At 70.7% G+C, this 18,213-nt stretch carries 16 protein-coding genes; 8 read left to right on the top strand and 8 right to left on the bottom strand.

What is annotated here, in order from left to right; genetic code table 11:
• Positions 1-71 precede the first annotated feature (71 nt).
• Positions 72-821, top strand: a complete 750-nt coding sequence (locus RAB71_RS07160) for a nucleotidyltransferase domain-containing protein (protein WP_010341291.1) — start codon at positions 72-74, stop codon at positions 819-821.
• Positions 822-841: 20 nt separating this feature from the next.
• Here the strand turns inward: RAB71_RS07160 and RAB71_RS07155 are convergent, their stop codons facing one another.
• The 3 genes from RAB71_RS07155 to RAB71_RS07145 all read right to left on the bottom strand — a co-directional run bounded on the left by RAB71_RS07155 (position 842) and on the right by RAB71_RS07145 (position 3,625).
• Positions 842-1,321, bottom strand: coding sequence for an acyl-CoA thioesterase (locus RAB71_RS07155; protein ID WP_010341292.1), 480 nt, complete (start codon positions 1,319-1,321; stop codon positions 842-844).
• A gap of 119 nt (positions 1,322-1,440) precedes the next feature.
• Positions 1,441-2,208: a class I SAM-dependent methyltransferase gene (locus tag RAB71_RS07150; protein WP_234006662.1), complete on the bottom strand. Its 768-nt coding sequence runs from the start codon at positions 2,206-2,208 to the stop codon at positions 1,441-1,443.
• A 76-nt stretch (positions 2,209-2,284) separates the two neighbouring features.
• Positions 2,285-3,625: a dicarboxylate/amino acid:cation symporter gene (locus RAB71_RS07145; RefSeq protein WP_010341294.1), complete on the bottom strand. Its 1,341-nt coding sequence runs from the start codon at positions 3,623-3,625 to the stop codon at positions 2,285-2,287.
• 152 nt (positions 3,626-3,777) lie between these two features.
• Here RAB71_RS07145 and RAB71_RS07140 point away from each other — a divergent pair, with 152 nt between their 5' ends.
• From RAB71_RS07140 to RAB71_RS07120, 5 genes are all read left to right on the top strand, one after another.
• Complete coding sequence (locus RAB71_RS07140; protein WP_010341295.1) at positions 3,778-5,484, top strand: alkaline phosphatase; 1,707 nt, start codon at positions 3,778-3,780, stop codon at positions 5,482-5,484.
• Entirely contained in the window at positions 5,481-6,029 is a 549-nt protein-coding gene (locus tag RAB71_RS07135; protein ID WP_234006596.1) for a WG repeat-containing protein, read from the top strand. Before RAB71_RS07140 ends, RAB71_RS07135 begins: the two co-directional genes overlap by 4 nt.
• 890 nt (positions 6,030-6,919) lie before the next feature.
• Positions 6,920-8,236: a tRNA lysidine(34) synthetase TilS gene (gene tilS, locus RAB71_RS07130; RefSeq protein ID WP_244170790.1), complete on the top strand. Its 1,317-nt coding sequence runs from the start codon at positions 6,920-6,922 to the stop codon at positions 8,234-8,236.
• Positions 8,237-8,267: 31 nt separating this feature from the next.
• Positions 8,268-8,531, top strand: a complete 264-nt coding sequence (locus tag RAB71_RS07125; RefSeq protein ID WP_010344458.1) for an exodeoxyribonuclease VII small subunit — start codon at positions 8,268-8,270, stop codon at positions 8,529-8,531.
• Positions 8,521-9,402 (top strand): polyprenyl synthetase family protein, encoded by an 882-nt coding sequence (locus tag RAB71_RS07120; protein ID WP_010344459.1) that lies wholly within the window; start codon positions 8,521-8,523, stop codon positions 9,400-9,402. The genes RAB71_RS07125 and RAB71_RS07120 overlap by 11 nt, the downstream gene beginning before the upstream one ends.
• A gap of 190 nt (positions 9,403-9,592) precedes the next feature.
• Here RAB71_RS07120 and RAB71_RS07115 read toward each other — a convergent pair whose 3' ends face one another.
• Positions 9,593-11,149 carry a beta-xylosidase gene (locus tag RAB71_RS07115; protein WP_100224045.1) on the bottom strand — a complete coding sequence of 519 codons (1,557 nt, stop codon included), beginning with the start codon at positions 11,147-11,149 and terminating at the stop codon, positions 9,593-9,595.
• Between the two features lie 257 nt (positions 11,150-11,406).
• Between RAB71_RS07115 and RAB71_RS07110 the strand changes: the two genes are divergently transcribed.
• A complete protein-coding gene (locus RAB71_RS07110) occupies positions 11,407-12,501 on the top strand; it encodes a M35 family metallo-endopeptidase (RefSeq protein ID WP_010344461.1) in 1,095 nt (364 codons plus the stop codon).
• Positions 12,502-12,594: 93 nt separating this feature from the next.
• On the opposite strand, the gene RAB71_RS07105 is transcribed toward RAB71_RS07110, so the two are convergent.
• From RAB71_RS07105 to pmbA, 4 genes are all read right to left on the bottom strand, one after another.
• A complete protein-coding gene (locus tag RAB71_RS07105; RefSeq protein ID WP_010344463.1) occupies positions 12,595-13,728 on the bottom strand; it encodes a DUF1501 domain-containing protein in 1,134 nt (377 codons plus the stop codon).
• A 37-nt stretch (positions 13,729-13,765) separates the two neighbouring features.
• Positions 13,766-15,193 carry a DUF1800 family protein gene (locus RAB71_RS07100; RefSeq protein WP_010344464.1) on the bottom strand — a complete coding sequence of 476 codons (1,428 nt, stop codon included), beginning with the start codon at positions 15,191-15,193 and terminating at the stop codon, positions 13,766-13,768.
• Between the two features lie 172 nt (positions 15,194-15,365).
• Complete coding sequence (locus tag RAB71_RS07095; protein ID WP_010344465.1) at positions 15,366-15,743, bottom strand: DUF4870 domain-containing protein; 378 nt, start codon at positions 15,741-15,743, stop codon at positions 15,366-15,368.
• 312 nt (positions 15,744-16,055) lie between these two features.
• Positions 16,056-17,420 (bottom strand): metalloprotease PmbA, encoded by a 1,365-nt coding sequence (gene pmbA / locus RAB71_RS07090; RefSeq protein ID WP_010344466.1) that lies wholly within the window; start codon positions 17,418-17,420, stop codon positions 16,056-16,058.
• 95 nt (positions 17,421-17,515) lie between these two features.
• Between pmbA and yjgA the strand changes: the two genes are divergently transcribed.
• Entirely contained in the window at positions 17,516-18,112 is a 597-nt protein-coding gene (yjgA, locus tag RAB71_RS07085; RefSeq protein WP_010344467.1) for a ribosome biogenesis factor YjgA, read from the top strand.
• The last annotated feature ends 101 nt before the right edge of the window (positions 18,113-18,213 follow it).

Genomic DNA, 18,213 nt, shown 5'->3' with positions numbered 1-18,213 from the left:
CTGCTCCCCTGCCATGCCCATGACCACCGTCGCCGGGTTGCATCCTGGCCGCACCGGCAGGCGCTGCGCTGATGTTGCTCACTCCCGCCCAGCCCACGCCCGCCCAGGCACTGGCGATCGCGCAGTCGCTGCTGTCCACCCGCTATGCCGGCGCGGCCTTCGGCTTCGCCGCCGGCTCGATCCTGCGCGGCGAAGGCACGCGCTTGTCCGACATCGATCTGGTGGTGGTCTACGACAGCCTGCCGGCGGCACGTCGCGAATCGTTCCTGGCCGAGGGTGTGCCGGTCGAGGCCTTCGTGCACGATCCGGGTACGCTGGCCTGGTTCATCGATGACGATGCGGCCCGCGGCCGTCCCAGCCTGCTGCACATGATCGCCGAGGGCACCATCGTCGGCACCGCGACCGACGCCGCACGTGCCCTGCAAGGCCAGATCGCCGCGCGACTGCAGGCCGGGCCGCTGCCACTGACGCCGGCGCAACGGGACGCGCTGCGCTACGAGATCACCGACCTGGTCGACGACCTGTGCGGAGAGCGCAGCACCGCCGAGATCGTCGCGATCGGCGCCCTGCTGCATCCGCGCCTGGCGGAACTGGCACTGCGCGGGCGCGGCCATTGGTACGGCAGCGGCAAGTGGGTGCCGCGCCTGCTGGCACGGATGGATCCGGCGGTGGGCGCGCGCTTCGAGCAGGCCTTCGCCACGCTGTTCGCCAGCGCCGACTGCGCGCCGGTGCTGGCGCTGGCGCAGCAGGAACTGGCCGCGCACGGCGGCCGCCTGTTCGATGGCGACTGCCGCACCGCGCCGGCGGACTGGCGCGCCTGAGCCAGCGCGGGCGCGCGCCCTCAGCCGTGGTAATGCGCGATGGTGTCCTCGATGCCCTTGCTCAGTTCCATCACCTTCTGCGCGTACTCGGCCAGGCGATGGTCTTCCGGGGTGTCCGGATGCCAGGCCGGGACCGCGGTCGGGCGGCCTTCGACGCCGTCCAGGGCCACGAACACGATGATGCAATGCGTACACAGGCGCGGCTCGCCGCCCATCGGATCGCGGGCGCGCACCTCGATGGCGAAATGCATGCTGCTGGTGCCGGTGTGGACCAGCTTGGCGCTGACCGTGACCATGTCGCTGATGCGGATCGGCGACACGAAGCGGATGCCGCCCACCGCCACGGTCACGCTGTAGTGGCCGCTCCAGCCCACCGCGGCGGCGTAGCCGACCTGGTCGATCCACTTCATCACCACGCCGCCGTGGACCTTGCCGCCGTAGTTGACGTCGATCGGTTCGGCCAGGAAGCGGAAGGTCAGTTCGCGTTGCGTGCCGCTCATCGGGAATCCATGCAGGGGAAGGAGGCGGCAGTCTGCCATGCGCCGACGCCGCCAATCGCAATGGCGCCGCAATGGCCTGCGGCCACGGCGGCGCTGTGCCGGCCGGCCGATGGGGTCGACTACGCCGCGGCCAGCGCCAGGTTGTCGCGCTTGCGGATGCACAGCCACGGGAAATGCGGCTGGCGCCAGCGCAGCGCGCGCAGGCAGCGTACCGACAGCCGGCGGGGGTCGAACAACCGGCGCAGCACGATGCCGTCCAGCACTGCGTCGGTATGCTGGTGGTACTGCTGCGCCAGTTCGGCGCAGCCCAGGTCGCTGAAGTAGCGCAGGCTGCGCGCGGCGCTGGCCCGGGCCTGCTCGGCGTCGGCATAGAACGGGCTGTCGAGGATGTGCAGCTCGCCATCGTGCTGCAGCAGCCGCAGCAAGCGTGCGATCAGCGCGCGCGGATCGGCGAAGTACTGGATGCAAGCCGGCACCACCACGACATCGAACCGCTGGGACGGCAGCGGCAGACGCAGGATGTCGCCGGCGACGAAGCTCAGCTGCGGCGCGTCGGCGAACACCCGCGCCGCCTGGGCAAGTTCGGTGCGATTGACGTCCACGCCGCAGACTTCGCGCTGCAGGCCGCTGGCCAAGCGATGCGACAGCCAGCCGTTGCCGCAGCCCAGTTCCAGCAGCGGCCCGTCGCCGCCGCGCGCACGCAGGTGGCGCAACAGGCGCCGGCACGATTCGGCACGCACCCGCCATTCGTGACTGGCGCCGAGCGCGCCGGGCGGCTGCGGCAGCGTGCGCACCTGCGCGTCGCTGTAGAGGCGGCCTTCGCGGCGGCGCACCTCCAGATAGCGCTGCTCGAATGGGTCGTCCGGCAGCGCGTCGTGCACCAGCACCCCCTCGCGCAGCGTCAGCCCCGGCAACTGCCGCAGCTGCGCGCGCAGGCTCTCGGCGGCCGTGCTCACCGGAGCATCAACGGACCTGGCCGGAACCGTCGACCGGCGGATCTTCCAGGCCGACATTGCTCGAGGCGGCCTCGTAGATGCCGCGGTCGAGCAGGCCGGTTTCCTTGGCCACCAATACCGGCACCAGCATCTGCCCGGTCACGTTGGTCATGGTGCGCATCATGTCCAGCACGCGGTCGATGGCGTACAGGTAGCCGATCACCTCCAGCGGCAGGTTGGCCGCACTTAGCACCACCGTGGCCATCACCACCGCGGTGCCGGGCACGCCGGCGGTGCCGAAACTGCCCAGCACCGAGGCGATCAGCACCACGAAGTACTGGTTGGCGGTCAGCGGCACGCCGGTGTACTGGGCGATGAACACCGCGCACAGCGCCGGGAAGATCGCACCGCAGCCGTCCATCTTGATGCTGGCGCCCAACGGCACCGCGAACGCCGCGTAGTCCTTGTTGACGCCGAGGTTGTGGGTGATCGAGCGCAGCGCCACCGGCATCGCGGCGAAACTGGAGGAGCTGACGAAGGCCACCTGCATGCCCGGCGCGGCGCCGCGGAAGAACTTCCACGGGTTCAGCCCGTGCACCAGCAGCAGGCTGCTGTAGACCACCACGATGTGGATCGCGCAGGCCAGGTACAGCGCCAGCACGAAATTGCCGAACGGCAGCAGCTTGCCGAAGCCGTAGCCGCCGACCAGCGCGGCGATCAGGCCGAAGGTGCCGAGCGGGGTCATCTCCAGCACGAAGCGGGTGACCTGGATCATGATCTCGCTCATCTGCTTGGTGAGCTTGCGCGCCTCGGCCACGCGCTCGCCGAGCTTGACCATGGCAAAGCCGAGCAGCGCGGCGAAGAAGATCACCGGCAGGATCGAACCGCGCCCGGCCGCCAGCACGGTCTCGCCGGCGGCGTTGGTCTTGGTGCCGATGCCGGTGAGCGCATAGAACGGATTGGACGGCACCACGTCCAGCAGCACCTGCACCGGGCTGGGCACGTCGCGCGGGGTCCAGGCGCTGTCCACGCGCAGGCCCAGGTGGCCGGCGCCCGGCTGCAGCACGGTGCCCACGGCCAGGCCGACGCCGACCGCCAGCGCCGCGGTGACCACGAACCACAGGAAGGTGCGCCCGCCCAGCTTGGCCACCGACTGCTGCCCGTGCAGCGCCGAGATCGCATTGATGACCGCGAAGAACACCAGCGGCACCGCGATCATCTTGATCAGGGTGACGTACAGGTCGCCCAGCGGCTTGAACCAGGTCTCCGCGGTCGGGCCCAGCGCCCAGCCGGCCAGGGCGCCCAGCAGAAAGCCGGCGACCACGCGCTGCCAGAACGGAATGCGTAACCAGGCCGTCACCAGTTTCATCGACGCTGTCCAGAGAGATCGGGGGGTTTCGCACGATAGCGCACCCCGGCAGCAGCGACGACGCCATGGCTGGAAAGGCGCGATGTCATCGGCGTGCCTTGTCGCAGCCGGCATAATGCGGGGGACTTCGTTGTTCAGGACCCGTTCTGCGTATGCGCCTTCCCGTTTCCGCTCTCGCCGCCGCCTCCACCCTGCTGCTGGGTGCCTGCGCCAGCACGCCGCACGCGCCGGCCGCCAGCGCCAACGTCGCGCCGATAGTCGTCCCCGCCGTGGCCCATCCGGCCGGCGAGACCCCGGCCTGGTGGTACCGCAGCGGCGCGGCCAAGGCCGCCAACAACGGTGCGATGCGCGGCAAGGCCAAGAACGTCATCCTGTTCCTTGGCGACGGCATGAGCCTGACCACGGTCGCCGCCGCGCGCATCCTCGACGGCCAGCGCAAGGGCGCTTCCGGCGAGGAGAACCAGCTGTCGTGGGAGGCGTTCCCGGCCACCGCGCTGAGCAAGACCTACAACACCGATTCGCAGACGCCGGATTCGGCCGGCACCATGAGCTCGATCACCACCGGGGTGAAGACCCACATGGGCGCGATCGGCGTATCCGCCGGCAAGCGCGACGCCTGCGCCGACAGCCTCGGCAAACAGTTGCTGAGCTGGCTGGAACTGGCCGACAGCGCCGGCATGGGCACCGGCATCGTCACCACCACCCGGCTGACCCACGCCACCCCGGCCGCGACCTACGCGCACGTGCCCGAGCGCAACTGGGAAAGCGACGCCGACCTGCCGGAGAAGGCGGTGGCCGAAGGCTGCCGCGACATCGCCCAGCAGATGGTGAGCGCGCGCTTCGGGCGCGGCCCGCAGGTGATGCTGGCCGGCGGCCGCGGCCAGTTCACCACCGTCGAGCAGCGCGACCCGGAGTACGACGACAAGGTCGGCTTGCGCCTGGACGGCCGCGACCTGGTCGGCGAATGGCGCCAGCGCCATCCGCAGGGCGCCTACGTGTGGACCCGCGGACAACTGGAAGCGGCGCAGAACGCGCCGGCGCTGCTGGGCCTGTTCGAGCCGGACCACATGCAGTTCGACCATGATCGCGACCGCAGCGCCAATGGCGACCCGAGCTTGGCCGAGATGACCAAGGCCGCGATCCGCACCCTGTCGCAGGACAAGAACGGCTATGTGCTGATGGTCGAAGGCGGCCGCATCGACCACGCGCACCACGCCGGCAACGCCTACCGCGCGCTGGACGAGACCATCGCCCTGTCGCAGGCGGTGCAGGCCGCGGCGGACGCGACCTCGGCCGAGGACACGCTGATCATCGTCACCGCCGACCACTCGCACACGCTGAACTTCGTCGGCTACCCGCAGCGCGGCAACCCGATCCTGGGCAAGGTGCGCGGCACCAGCGGCGAGGACGCCAACACCGGCGACCTGGCACTGGACGGCAACGGCCAGCCCTACGCCACGCTCAGCTACGCCAACGGCCCCGGCTACACCGGCGCCAGCAACCAGCAGCCGGCCGGGATCAAGACCTTCCCGCATGCGCCGAGCAATTTCGAGCCGGCCAACGGCCGTCCCGACCTGACCCACGTCGACACCGAAAGCCCGGACTTCATGCAGGAAGCGCTGGTGCCGACCAAGGCCGAGACCCACGGCGGCGACGACGTCGGCATCTGGGCGCGAGGCCCCGGCAGCAATGCGTTCCGCGGCAGCCTGGAAGAGAACGTGATCTACCACGTGATCGTGCAGGCCACGCCGACCCTGCGCGCACGGCTGTGCCAGGCCGGCACCTGCAACAGCGATGGCGTGCCGGTGGAACTGCCCAAGCCGGCGGCGTTCATGACGAGCGCTGCGACCGCGCAGTGAGCCGATTGCTGCCCCGGCCGTGGCGCCGTGGCCGCGTGCATGCGGCAGCGGCGTTGCTCGCGCTGTCGGCAACCACAGTTGCTGTGCAGGCACAGGCGCAGCCCGACGGCGCCTGCCGGCTCGGCGATCCGAACACCGACCGCGACGTCGTGCCGGGCTGCAAGCTCGGCGCCGACGGGCGCCTGGCGCTGACGCCGCAGGCGCTGCGGCGCCTGCACTTCGATCGCGACGGGCTGGCGTTGCTGAGCGTCGGCGCGCGCTTTTACTACGTCCGCGCCGATGGTCGCAGCCTGCCGGTGATCACCTGGGACAACGGCCCGGATGGCTTCACGGAAGGTCTGACCCGCGGCATTTTGAATGGCCGGATCGGCTTCTACGACCGGCAACTGCGCGAGGTGATCGCGCCGGTCCACGACTTCGCCTGGCCGTTCGAGCACGGCGTGGCCGCGGTCTGCGACGGCTGCAGCGCGGGCACGCCCGACGCCGATGGACACACGCCGATGCAGGGCGGCCGCTGGTACTCCATCGATCGCCACAACCGCTAGGTGCCGGCGCCCAAGCGCTGAGCCGATGATCGTGTGCGGCATGGCTGCGTTGTCGCAGAAGCGCCGACATGGCTGGTCCTCTGTGACGCGTCCCTTTTGAATCTCCCCCGATATCGCGGGAAGCGCACCCCCGAAGTGAGACATCCCCGCGTCGGGACTGAAGTCCCTCCCACATGACGCTAGCCAACGCTTGCGCTGCTTCAGACCTCGTCGCGTGCTGGCCACAGGCCGAGCGTCGCGTGCTAGAGGCCAACATCGAGCGGGCACCGGGTTGACCAAGCATCCGGGACAGCCCCGAGTGCCGACACCTGCCCTTGTGGGAGGGACTTCAGTCCCGACGCGACTAGCTGAAAGGCATCGGGACTGAAGTCCCTCCCACATGACGCTAGCCAACGCTTGCGCTGCTTCAGACCGCGTCGCGCGCTGGCCACAGGCCGAGCGTCGCGTGCTAGCGGCCAACATCGAGCGGGCACCGGGCTGAGCAAGCATCCGGGACAGCGCCGAGTGCCGATACCTGCCCTTGGAGGAGGCACTTCAGTCCCGACGCGATTAGCTGAAAGGCATCGGGACTGATGTCCCTCCCACAGAGGGCCAACTCACGTTGCGCGGCTTCAAGCGCCGTCGCGCGCTGGCGGCAGGCCAGTCGTCGTGCGCCGGCGGCCAACATCGAGCGGGCACCGGGCTGAGCGAGCATTTGGGACAGCCACGAGTGCCGATACCTGCTCTTGTGGGAGGGACTTCAGTCCCGACGCGATTAACTGAAAGGCATCGGGACTGAAGCCCCTCCCACAACGCTGCTCAGGCGCGAAGACCTCGCCATGCCACGTTTCGCGCTGACCTGCGCTTGCGTCTACAGTGACGCGATGCCGCCGCATGCCTCTCCGTCCCCGTTGTCCGCACTCGCCGCCGCACTGCCCGATCCGGCGCCGGCGCCGCTGCTGCTCGGCCTCAGCGGCGGGCTGGATTCGACCGTGCTGCTGCACCTGCTCGCGCAACAACCGTCCTACCGTGACGCCGGCCTGCGTGCGCTGCACGTGCACCACGGCCTGCATGCCGATGCCGATGCCTGGGCCGCGCATTGCGCAACCGTGTGCAACGCGCTGGCGGTGCCGCTGCAGGTGGTGCGGGTGCAGGTGCCGCGCGACAGCGGCGATGGCCTGGAGGCGGCGGCGCGGCAAGCACGGCGCCAGGCCTTCGCGCAGGCGCTGCAGCCCGGCGAATGGCTGGCGCTGGCGCAACACCGCGACGACCAGGCCGAGACCTTCCTGCTGCGTGCGCTGCGCGCGTCCGGCCCGGATGGCCTGGCGGCGATGCAGGCGCTGTCCGATTTCGCCGGCAGCCGCCTGTGGCGGCCGCTGCTGGCGCAGCCGCGCACTGCGCTGCATGCCTATGCGCAGCAGCACGGCCTGCAGTGGATCGACGATCCCAGCAATGCCGACCCCGGCTTCGACCGCAATTTCCTGCGCCTGCAGGTGTTGCCGTTATTGCGGCAGCGCTGGCCGCATGCCGACGCCGCCCTCGCCCGCAGTGCGCAGCTATGCGCCGATGCCAGTGCACTGCTGGAGGCGGACGACCGCGCCGCGCTCGATGCGCTGCAGGACGCCCCGGGCGCTCCGCTGCCGCTCGCCCCGCTGCGCGCCCTGCCCGCGGCGCGGCGCGCGCGCGTGCTACGCCACTGGGTCGCGCAGGCCGGCCTGCCGCCGCTGCCGGCGGCCGGCCTGGCCGCGATCGAACGCGACCTGCTGCAGCCGCGCGCCGACGCCGCGGCGCAGTTCGCCTGGCATGGCGCCTGCGTGCGCAGTTGGCGCGACATGCTGTACGCCGAGCGCGACCTCGCGCCCTGGCCGGCCGACTGGCAGGCGCACTGGGACGGCCGCGCGCCGCTGCCATTGCCCGATGGCCGTCGCCTGCACCTAAGCGCCGACAAGCCGCTGGCCTTCGACACGCCGCTGTTGGTGCGCGCGCGCCGCGGCGGCGAACGCCTGCGCCTGCCCGGACGCACGCAGTCGCAGTCGCTCAAGCACCTGCTGCAGGCGCAGGCGCTGCCGCCGTGGCAGCGCATGCGCCTGCCGCTGCTGTTGGATGCCACGCAACTGCTGGCCGCCGGACCGGACCTGCTGGCCGCGCCACTGCATGACTGGCTGCAGGCGCACGCCGCACGCCTGGAACTGGATCCGCTGCCGGCGCCGGCACGCGCCTCGCATTGACCCTGCTGCCGCCGCCGCGCACACTTTCGCCATGCCCAAGAAGCCCCAAGACGATGCCTCCCCGGTCGCCCGCTTCGAGCAGTCGCTCGAGGAACTGGAAGTGCTGGTGGAGAAGATGGAAGCCGGCGACCTGAGCCTGGAACAGTCGCTCAGCGCCTACGAGCGCGGCGTGGGCCTGTACCGGCAATGCCAGCAGGCGCTGGAGCAGGCCGAATTGCGCGTGCGCCTGCTCAGCGATCCCGAGCAGCCCGACAGCGCCGAACCCTTCGACTCCGTGCCGCCCCATGGCGGCTGAGGCGGCGTTCGCGCACTGGCGCGAGCGGGTGGAAGCCGGGCTACAGGCGCAGTTGCCGGCGGCCACGCTGGCGCCGCAACGCCTGCACGCGGCGATGCGCCACGCCACCCTCGGCGGCGGCAAGCGCATGCGCCCGCTGCTGGTCTACGCCAGCGGCGCGCTGTTCGGCGCCGACGCCGCGCGCCTGGATGCACCGGCGCTGGCGGTGGAATTGATCCACGCCTATTCGCTGGTCCACGACGATCTGCCGGCGATGGACGACGACGCCCTGCGCCGCGGCCAGCCGACCGTGCACATCGCCTTCGACGAAGCCACCGCGATCCTCGCCGGCGACGCGCTGCAGAGCCTGGCGTTCGCGTTGCTGGCCAATGCCGAGGACGCGGCGGCACCGCTGCGCGTGCAGTGGCTGCAGACCCTGGCCGAGGCCGCCGGTGCGGCCGGCATGTGCGGCGGCCAGGCATTGGACATCGACGCCACCGGCCGCGTGCAGGCCTTGGCCGACTTGCAACGCATGCATGCGCTGAAGACCGGCGCGCTGATCCGCGCCAGCGTGCGCCTGGGCGCACTCGGCGGCGGTGCCGATGCCGATGCGCTTGCGCAGCTGGACACGTTCGCCAATGCGATGGGCCTGGCCTTCCAGGTACGCGACGACATCCTCGACGTCGAAGCCAGCTCCGAACAGCTCGGCAAGACCGCCGGCAAGGACGCGGCGCAGGCCAAATCCACCTACCCGGCCCTGCTCGGCATGGACGGCGCCAAGGCCAAGCTGGCCGAACTGGCGCAGGCGATGCGCGACAGCCTGCACGGCTACGGCGACGCCGCCGATGCGCTGGCGGCACTGGCGCGGCTAGCGGTCGATCGCGCGCACTAGCCACTGCGCCGGCACGCGCGCCGGCGTGCGACACGCGCAAGCCGCTCGGACGCACACGACGCCAGCAGGCTGCTGTGCCGGCGGAGCGCAGCGCACGCCCACGCCACAAATGCGTGGCTGCAAGCGCGGCCGAGGCTGCTCCCGCGCCAATCGGCGCACGCACCGTGCCCACGACAGACAGGGCACGCGCTCAGCGCGGACGCAGCTCCAGCAGCACCACATCGTTGGCACGCATCGGCACATCAAGCTGCGCGCGGCCATCGCGGCGCACCCGCAACTGTCGCAGCGCCGGCGCATCGGCAGTCAACGCCTGCAAGCGCCCTAGCTGCGTCGCGCTCAGCGTCGTCGGCGCGCCCATGCGCAGGTAGGCGCTGTAGGCATCGTTGGCGTCGAAACCGGTGCGACGGATCGCCACGCGATAGGCGCCCGGCGCCAGCCCGCGCAATTGCAGGCGAAGCGGCGGCGCCGGCGCGGCCGGCAGCACCTGGGTGAAATAGGGGCGATTGCTCTTGTCCTGATGCGGCGCGACGAACTCCCAGGCCAGCACCTTCAGCACGCCGTCGTCGTAGGTCGCGTAGCTCTGCGGGTCGGCATTGCGCAATTGACGTTCGCCCAGTGCGTTGAGATACCGGTAGGCGAAGTACGCCGGCTTGCGCAGGCCCTGCGGGTTGAGCAGGCCGAACCCGCCCTGGAACGGCGCTGTGGGCGGCCCCGGTTCCTCGAAAAGATCGCTGTAGGTCCAGTAGCTCATGCCCTGCACCAGTCCTTCCACCGCGCGCAGCTTGCTCAGGATGTAGGCCGCGCTCAGGTAGCTATCGTGCACCGGATCGCGTGGCGTGTAGCTGCTGCTCCATTCGGTGAAGTACAACGGCAACCCGGGCATCGCCGAGTGCTGGATCTGCGCACGCACGCGGCGCACGTCGCCGCTGATCGCATCCGGTGCAGGCGACAGTTTGGTGTCGCTCTGGCCCTGCTCGTCCAGGAAGCCGCCGTCCACGCCATAGGTGTGGGTGGTGATGAAGTCCACTGGCGTGCCCGCCGCATGCGCCTGGGCGATGAAGGCCGGCACCCAGTCCGCGCCCGCGGTGGCCGGGCCGCCCACCCGCAACTGCGGATCGATGTGCTTGAGCGTGCGCGCAGTCGCCGCGTACAGCGCGAAATAGGCGGATTGATCGGCGCCTTCCCAGAATCCGGCCAGATTCGGCTCGTTCCAGACCTCGAAATACCAGCGGCGCACTTCGTCCTCGCCGTAGCGCTGGCGCAGGTGGCGCACGAAGGCGTCCACCAGCCCGGTCCACCGGTCCAGCCGCGGGTGCGAGGTGTTGCCCTTCCAATAGAAGATGTGTTGGTCGGAGGTCTTCATCGCCTCCGGAGTGAACCCCAGTTCGACGAACGGGCGGATGCCCATGCCGAGCAGGCGGTCGTACAGACGATCGATCCCGCTCCAGTCGTAACGCGGCTGTCCGTCGACCTCGCGGTAGGTGCCCAGCACATCATGGAAGATCGCGTGGAAGCGCACGTAGCGGAACCCCAGTTCGTTCCGCGCGGTGCGCAGCTGCGCCAGGCTGTCCTCGCGCTGCAGCGTGCCCGGATAGTCCGCGCCGACCGACAGATCGTAGAAGCGATCGCGCGGTGTGGTCGGCCCCTGCACGTCCAGCACGATCGCGCGCGGCGTGACCGGCGTGGCGAAGGCCACGCACGACCACGCTGCCACCATAATGGCCGAGAGCAGGCGCAGACATCGCATGGCGGTTCCCCTGCATGAGGTGGACGCCGACTCTAGCATCGCCGCGACGGTGCGTTCATCGACGCTCAGGCAACGCGTCATCGCGATGCATCGGACGTGGCGCCGCGTACCTCGGTGACGCCGATATTGAGACCTGGCGCGCGCTTCGCTGGACGAAATCGAAGACAAACGCGCGTTGGGCGCGCACGCGCGCGGCACCGGGCTAGTTTGCTTCGGCCCCTGTCATGGGGCGCCCACTTTCGACGGAGAGAGACTGCATGAAACACGCATCCCGGATCTCGGCAGCGATCGGCTTCAGCCTGGTCGGCATCATCTCGGCAGCCACCGCGCAATCGCAACTCACGCGCACGCCCGCACCGCTGCAGGTCGAACTGACCCCGGTCGCCGACGCCGACGGCCAGCAGCGCGGCCAGATGGCGGTGACCGTCCGCAACACCGGCGCGCAGGTCGCGCGCGTGCCCAAGTGGGAACTGCCGCTGGGCGATCTCGACAACGCGCTGTTCCAGGTCCAGCGCGACGGCAAGCCGGTGGATTACGTCGGGCGTCTGGTCAAGCGCGCCGCGCCGCGCGCCGAAGACATGGTGGTGCTGCAGCCGGGCGAAACGCGCCAGGCGCAGATCGATCTCGGCCAGGCCTACGACCTGACCCGCAGCGGCACCTACAGCATCCGCCTCAACGCGCCGCTGCAAGGCGCCGCGTTCGCCGATGGCGCGCGCATGCTGCGCGCCGACGGCGAGCCGCAGACCCTGTCCAGCGCGCCGCTGACGGTGTGGCTGGACGGCGGCCGCGGCCGCGCCGTGCGCAACGACCTGATGGCCGGCCCGCAAGCGGTGGTCAACGGCATCAACTACGCCTCGTGCAGCACCAGCCAGATCAGCACCATCGGCAGCGCGGTGAGCGCGGCGCGTACCTACTCGCAGAACGCCAAGACCTACCTCAACGGCGGCAGCACCGGCGCGCGCTACACCACCTGGTTCGGCGCCTACAACGCCAGCCGCTACAGCACCGCCACCTCCAACTTCGTCAACATCGATTCGGCGATCGACCAGAACAACGGGCAGATCACCATCAACTGCGGCTGCAGCGACAGCTCCTACGCCTACGTGTACCCGGATCAGCCGTATCAGATCTACGTGTGCAATGCGTTCTGGAGCGCGCCGGTGACCGGCACCGACTCCAAGGCCGGCACCCTGATCCACGAAATGAGCCACTTCAGCGTGGTCGCCGGCACCCAGGACTACGCCTACGGTCAGAGCGCGGCCAAGAGCCTGGCCACCAGCAATCCGGCGCGCGCGGTGAAGAACGCCGACAGCCACGAGTACTTCGCCGAGAACAATCCGTCGCAGAACTGAGTCCGCTGCGCCGGTGAGTGCCCGGGCGCCGACCCGTCGTCGGCGCCCGGTTCGCGTGCGGCCCGTGCCGCACGCCTTGGTGGCCGGGGTGGCCTAGGCCACCAATCCTTCCAATCTCGACAATCCCGCACTGCCGGGAAACACCTGGGTGTCCAGCGCGCGCTCGGACACGCCCAGATGCGCAGCGAGCACGTGCCGGAACAGGCTGCGCAGGTCGCTGGTGGCACGCAGATCGCGGCCCTGGTTCAAGGCCCGCGGCGACAGGCCGGGCCAGTCTCCCGCGATGCGCCCGCCACGCACCGCGCCGCCGGCTAGGAAGGCCACGCCGCCAGTGCCATGGTCGGTCCCGCCGGTGCCGTTCACCGCCGCGGTGCGGCCGAACTCGGTCACCACCGCGACCACGCTGCGCGACCAGCAGGCCTGCGCGCCATCGTGGAACGCGCGCAGCCCCGCATCCAGTTCGCCCAGCTTGCGCTGCAGCACCGCGGCCTGGTTGCCGTGGGTGTCCCAGCCGGTATCCTCGACGAAGCCGATCCGCGGCCCGTCGGGCTTGGCCATGAAGCTGGCCGCCGCGCTCATCGCCTGCGGCAGTTGCCCGCCCTTGACGCTGTCCACCTGCATGCCCTGCTCGCGCAGCGCGCGCGCGAAATCGCCGGCCAGCTGCGGATCGGCGGCATACAGCGGCTGCAGGCGCTGCAGCAGGATCGGATTGACCACGCTCGGCAGCGGCGGCGACCAGCTGGTGACCGCGCCCGGGCCGCGCATGATCAGCGGCGTCACCGCGCTCACCGACACCGCCTCGGCGCCGTGCAGGGCCAGCGCGCAGCGGTTGAGCCAGCCGCTGGAGGCACCGCTGGGCCGCGCGGTGCCGTTCTCCAGGCAATCCTGCGCCTCGAAGTGAGAGCGCTCGCGGTACGGCGGTGCCACCGCCACCACCGGCAGCCATTGCTTGCGCGCGTACAGCGCGTGCGCGAACGCCAGCGCCGGGTGCAGCGCGAAGCTGCCGTCCAGGGCCAGGGTCTGCTGCGGCGCCAGTGCGCCGCGCAGGCGTGCGTAGTCGGGATCGGCGGTCGGCACCAGCGCGTGCAGCCCGTCCAGCGCGCCGCGCAGCAGCACCACCAGCAGGCGCGTATCGGCGCCCGGCGCGGCCAGGCCGCTGCCCGACCACAGGCTCAACACGGTGGCCGCACCGCTGGCGGCAAGGAAACGACGGCGTGTCAGTAGCATCGGAGCTTCTCCCATCGCGGATCGGACCGCGCGTCTCTCAGGCGCGCCATTGAAAGGCCGGGCTGGCCAGCAGCACCGCCACGCCTTCGCGCGGCGATTCGGCACGCCGCACCGCGGTCAGCGTGTCCGTATCCGGACCGTCGCCGAACGCGGTCGCGGCCAGCGTCAGCGGATCGCCCGGAGCCATCCCGGCGAGCGCCTCGGCGGCCTGCACGCGCTTCCACAGCGCGTCGGCGCCGCTCCATTCCGCTGCTACATCGGCATAGCCGGCCGGCGAGCGCGGGGTGAACGGCGGCTGCCCCATCCGCGCCAGCAGAGTCAGCACGGTCTTCTGCTGCGGCGGCGCCTCGGGCCAGATACCTCCGGCGCGCAGTGCCGACACCACGAAATCCTGCGGCGGTTTGAACTTGCGCGCCTGCGCGTCCCAGGCCTCGGGGCTGTCGATCAGGGCGCGGTAGACGTGGCGCAGGTCGCCATCGCTGCGCCGCCACGCGTCGGCCATGCGCTGCACCAACGCTGGCGGCGGATCGTCGCGGACGAAGTGCCGGGCCAGCTTGAACGAGACGTGCTGCGCGGTGGCGGGATGCCGCGCCAGCGCGGTCAGGATCGCTTCGCCCTGCGCCACGCCGTCCTCGGCATAGCGCCGGCCCAGCACCAGGCGGCTGCCGGCGGCATGCGCCGGCGCGCGGAACACGAAGGCGGTCTCGGGCATGCCCTGCTCGACATCGCGCGGGGCCGGCACACCCCAGCCGGTGATCGCACGCGCCAGTTCGGTGACGTCGGCCTGGGTATAGCCGCCGTCCACGCCGAGGGTGTGCAGTTCCAGGATCTCGCGCGCCAGGTTCTCGTTGAGCCCCAGGCGGCGCGCCGGGCGTTCGGGATCCATGCGCATGGCCCGGCGCTGCGCGCGTTGCGCCAGCAGCGAGTCGGGGCCGACCGAATTGGCGTTGTCCAGGTAGCGCAGCATCGCCGGGTGCCGCTCCACCGCCAGCAGCAGGTCGGCGAAGCGGCCCATGCAGTGCGGGCGGATCACCTCGCGTTCCATCGGCGCCGCGTACAGCGCGGCTGCACGCTTGTCGACCGAGACCGCGAAATGATTGGACCAGAACTGCACCAGGCGCTCGGCGAATCCGGCCGGGGTGACCACTGCGACCCGGTAGCGCGCCGCCAGTTCCTGCGCCTGTGCCTGCCGGTACAGCCCGCGCGCGGCCTGCTGCGCCTGCAGGGCGGCCTGCTGCGGATCGCCGGCCGCCTGCTGCCGCGCCTGGCGGCGCTCGCGCTGGTAGTCGGCCTCGCGGCGCAGGTAGGCCAGGCTGTCGGGCAGGCGCTGCAACTCCGCCGCCAGCGGGGGCGACTGCAACTGCGCGGCGAGCCAGTCGCGCGGCTCGCCCATGGCGACCAGTTCCCCGGGACGGGCACCCAGACCGAAGCGGTTGGCGGCGCTCAAGCTCTCGCGGCGGATCATGCGGCGCTCCGGTGATGGCGACAGCCTTGCAAACGCACCGCTCTGGCCGCGGTTGACCGGCCGGCGGCGGCGTGACGCTTGGCCGCCCTGCGCTCTCCCGCCGGAGCGCAGTGCGGGCACAAAAAAGGCCCGGCGCAACGGCCGGGCCTTCGGAGATGCCTCGCAGGTGCGCTTACTTGATCAGGCGCAGCGCGAACGGGTAGCGGTAGGCGACACCTTCGTTGGCCTTGATGCCGGCCAGGATGCAGAGCACCAGGTTCACCACCCACACCACCGGCGCGAGCAAGCCGCCGATGATGATCACGCTGAGCACCATGCAGATCACGTAGGCGATGGCGATGGTGATCTGGAAATTCAGCGCTTCCTTGGCCTGATCGTTGAGGAAGGACTTGGCCGGGTTGTCCTTGTTCACCAGCCAGATGATCAGCGGCACGATGAACCCGAGGAGGATCCCCGACAGATGGGTGATCAGCGCGACCGTGCGGTCTTCCTGGGGGCCTGCCGAGGCCGGCGGCGGCGGCGGGGCGGTGACGTTGTCGAATTCGCTCATCGGTATTCCGTTCCTTTGGTGGTGAGGGGACAAGACGTTTGGCGCGTCACTCTCGGCGGCCCGCGCAGCGCTGTCAAGCGAGGCCGGCACAGCGGGACGCGCGCCACGCCGGGCGCCGCGCCGGTCCATCGGCCCATACGGCAGCGGATCGCGCTCGCCCCATCACAGCGTCGGGGCGATCGGGCCAGCGCATCGCCATGAGCCACAGGTGCAGTGCGGCCAGCGCCTGCGGCGCCAGCGCGTAGGGGCGATGCCCAGGCCCCGCGCGTGCGACGTTGCTGCCGTCACCTTCCACGGCGCGTGTCGCGGCCCTCAGTCGTTGCCGGCCACCGTCATCCGGCCGACCAGCACTGCACCGATGTGCACGTGCGAGCGCACGTCGATGTCGGCACCCACCGCCTCGATGTCCTGGAACATCTGCCGCAGGTTGCCGGCGATGGTGATCTCGTCCACCGGATAGGCGATTTCGCCGTTCTCGATCCAGAACCCGCCAGCGCCGCGCGAGTAATCGCCGGTGACCGGGTTGACGCCGTTGCCCATCAGGTCGGTGACCAGCAGGCCGCGCGGCAGGCCCTTGAGGATGGCCTGCAGGTCCGCCGCGTTGGCCGCCACCTGCAGGTTGTGCACGCCGCCGGCATTGGCGGTGGTCTGCAGGCCCAGCTTGCGCGCCGAATAGCTGCCCAGCACGTAGCGCTGCAGCACGCCGTCGCGCACCAGCGGCGCCTCGCGGGTGGCCACGCCCTCGCCGTCGAAGGCGGCCGAGCGCAGGCCGCGGCGCAGGTGCGGCCGCTCGTCGATCGCGAACCACTCGGGGAACAGGCGGGTGCCGGCGCTGTCGAGCAGGAAGCTGGCGCGGCGATACAGCGCGCCGCCGGACACGGCGCCGAGCAGATGCCCGATCAACGAGCGCGCCATTTCCGGCGCGAACAGCACCGGCACCTCGCCGGTCGGCAGCGAGCGTGGCTGCAGCCGCGCCACGGTGCGCTCGGCGGCGCGGCGGCCGATCGCCGACGCGCGCTCCAGGTCCTCGCGCGCCAGCGCGCTGCTGTACCAGCCGTCGCGCTGCATGCCGTCGCCCTGCCCGGCGATCAGCGTGCAGGCGAGCGAATGGTGGGTGCTGCGCTCGCAGCCGATGAAGCCATGCGAATTGGCGTACACCGACAGGCTCTCGCTGGTGCCGGCCGAGGCGCCGTCGGAGTTGCTGATGCGCGCATCGGCATCGCGGCCGGCGGCCTCGCAGGCCAACGCCAGATCGATCGCCTCTTCGGCCTGCAGCGGCCACGGATGCCAGCGGTCGAAATCCGGCTGCTCGCGCGCCATCAGTGCCGCCTCGGCCAGGCCGGCCGCCACATCGTCCTCGGTGTAGCGGGCGATGGCGCAGGCCTGGGCCACGGTGGCCTCCAGGCTGGACTCGTGCAGGTCGGCGGTGCTGGCGCTGCCCTTGCGCTGGCCGAAGTAGACGGTGACGCCGATGCCGCGGTCGCGGGTGGATTCCACGGTCTCCACCGCGCCCAGGCGCACGTTGACGTCCAGCCCGCGGTCTTCGCTGCAGCTGACCTCGGCCTGGCTGGCGCCGAGCGCGCGGGCGCGCGCCAGCAGTCGCTCGGCGATGTCGGACAGGCGCTCCAGGCGCTGCTGGCTGTCGTCGCGGTGCAAATCGGGGGTGATCGCGTTCAATGCTTTATCCTTGTTGTGCGAATCCCTTCGCCCCTGTCCGGCCGTCCTGGCCGGATGTGTTGATTTGATTTCCAGCCCGATCGAGTAGTACGAGCATGCGCGGACGCGACGAAGACACCGGTGAATTCCGCGGCGAAAGCCGCAGCCAGCAACGCCGCGAGGCGCTGGAAGTGCTGAGCCTGGGCGAGAAGCTGGTGGCGCTGACCCCGGCGCAGCTGGCCAAGCTGCCGGTGCCCGAATCGCTGCTGCCGCACATCGCCGAGACCAAGCGCATCACCTCGCACATCGCGCACAAGCGGCAGTTGGCGTTCCTGGCCAAGCAGATGCGGCGCGAGGACGAGGCGGTGCTGGAGGCGATCCGCGAGGCGATGGACGTCAACAGCGACAGCGCGCGCCGCGAAGTGGCGGCCATGCACCGCGTCGAGGACTGGCGCGAGCGGCTGCTCGCCGAAGGCGACACCGCGCTGGCCGAACTGCTGGCCGAACACCCAGACGCCGACCGCCAGCGACTGCGCCAGCTGGTCCGCAACGCCAAGGACGAACGGTTGAAGAACAAGCCGCCGCATGCCTATCGCGAGTTGTTCCGAGAGTTGCGCGAGCTGATCCTGGGTGGTGCGTCGGGAATGGGGAATGGAGAATCGGAATCCGAAGAAGCCGACGACGACGCGGCGTTCGACGACACGCGCGACTGAAGGACGGCAGCGTCGGCTGCCGCGCACAACGGCCGACGCACTCCCAGCCCAGCAACGAGCGCGGCGCGCGATGGACCTACCCGTCAGGCCGGCACTTCCGC

This window comes from Xanthomonas sacchari, from assembly GCF_040529065.1.
Taxonomy (GTDB): domain Bacteria; phylum Pseudomonadota; class Gammaproteobacteria; order Xanthomonadales; family Xanthomonadaceae; genus Xanthomonas_A; species Xanthomonas_A sacchari.
This window is presented reverse-complemented; position numbering and strand designations above follow the sequence as displayed.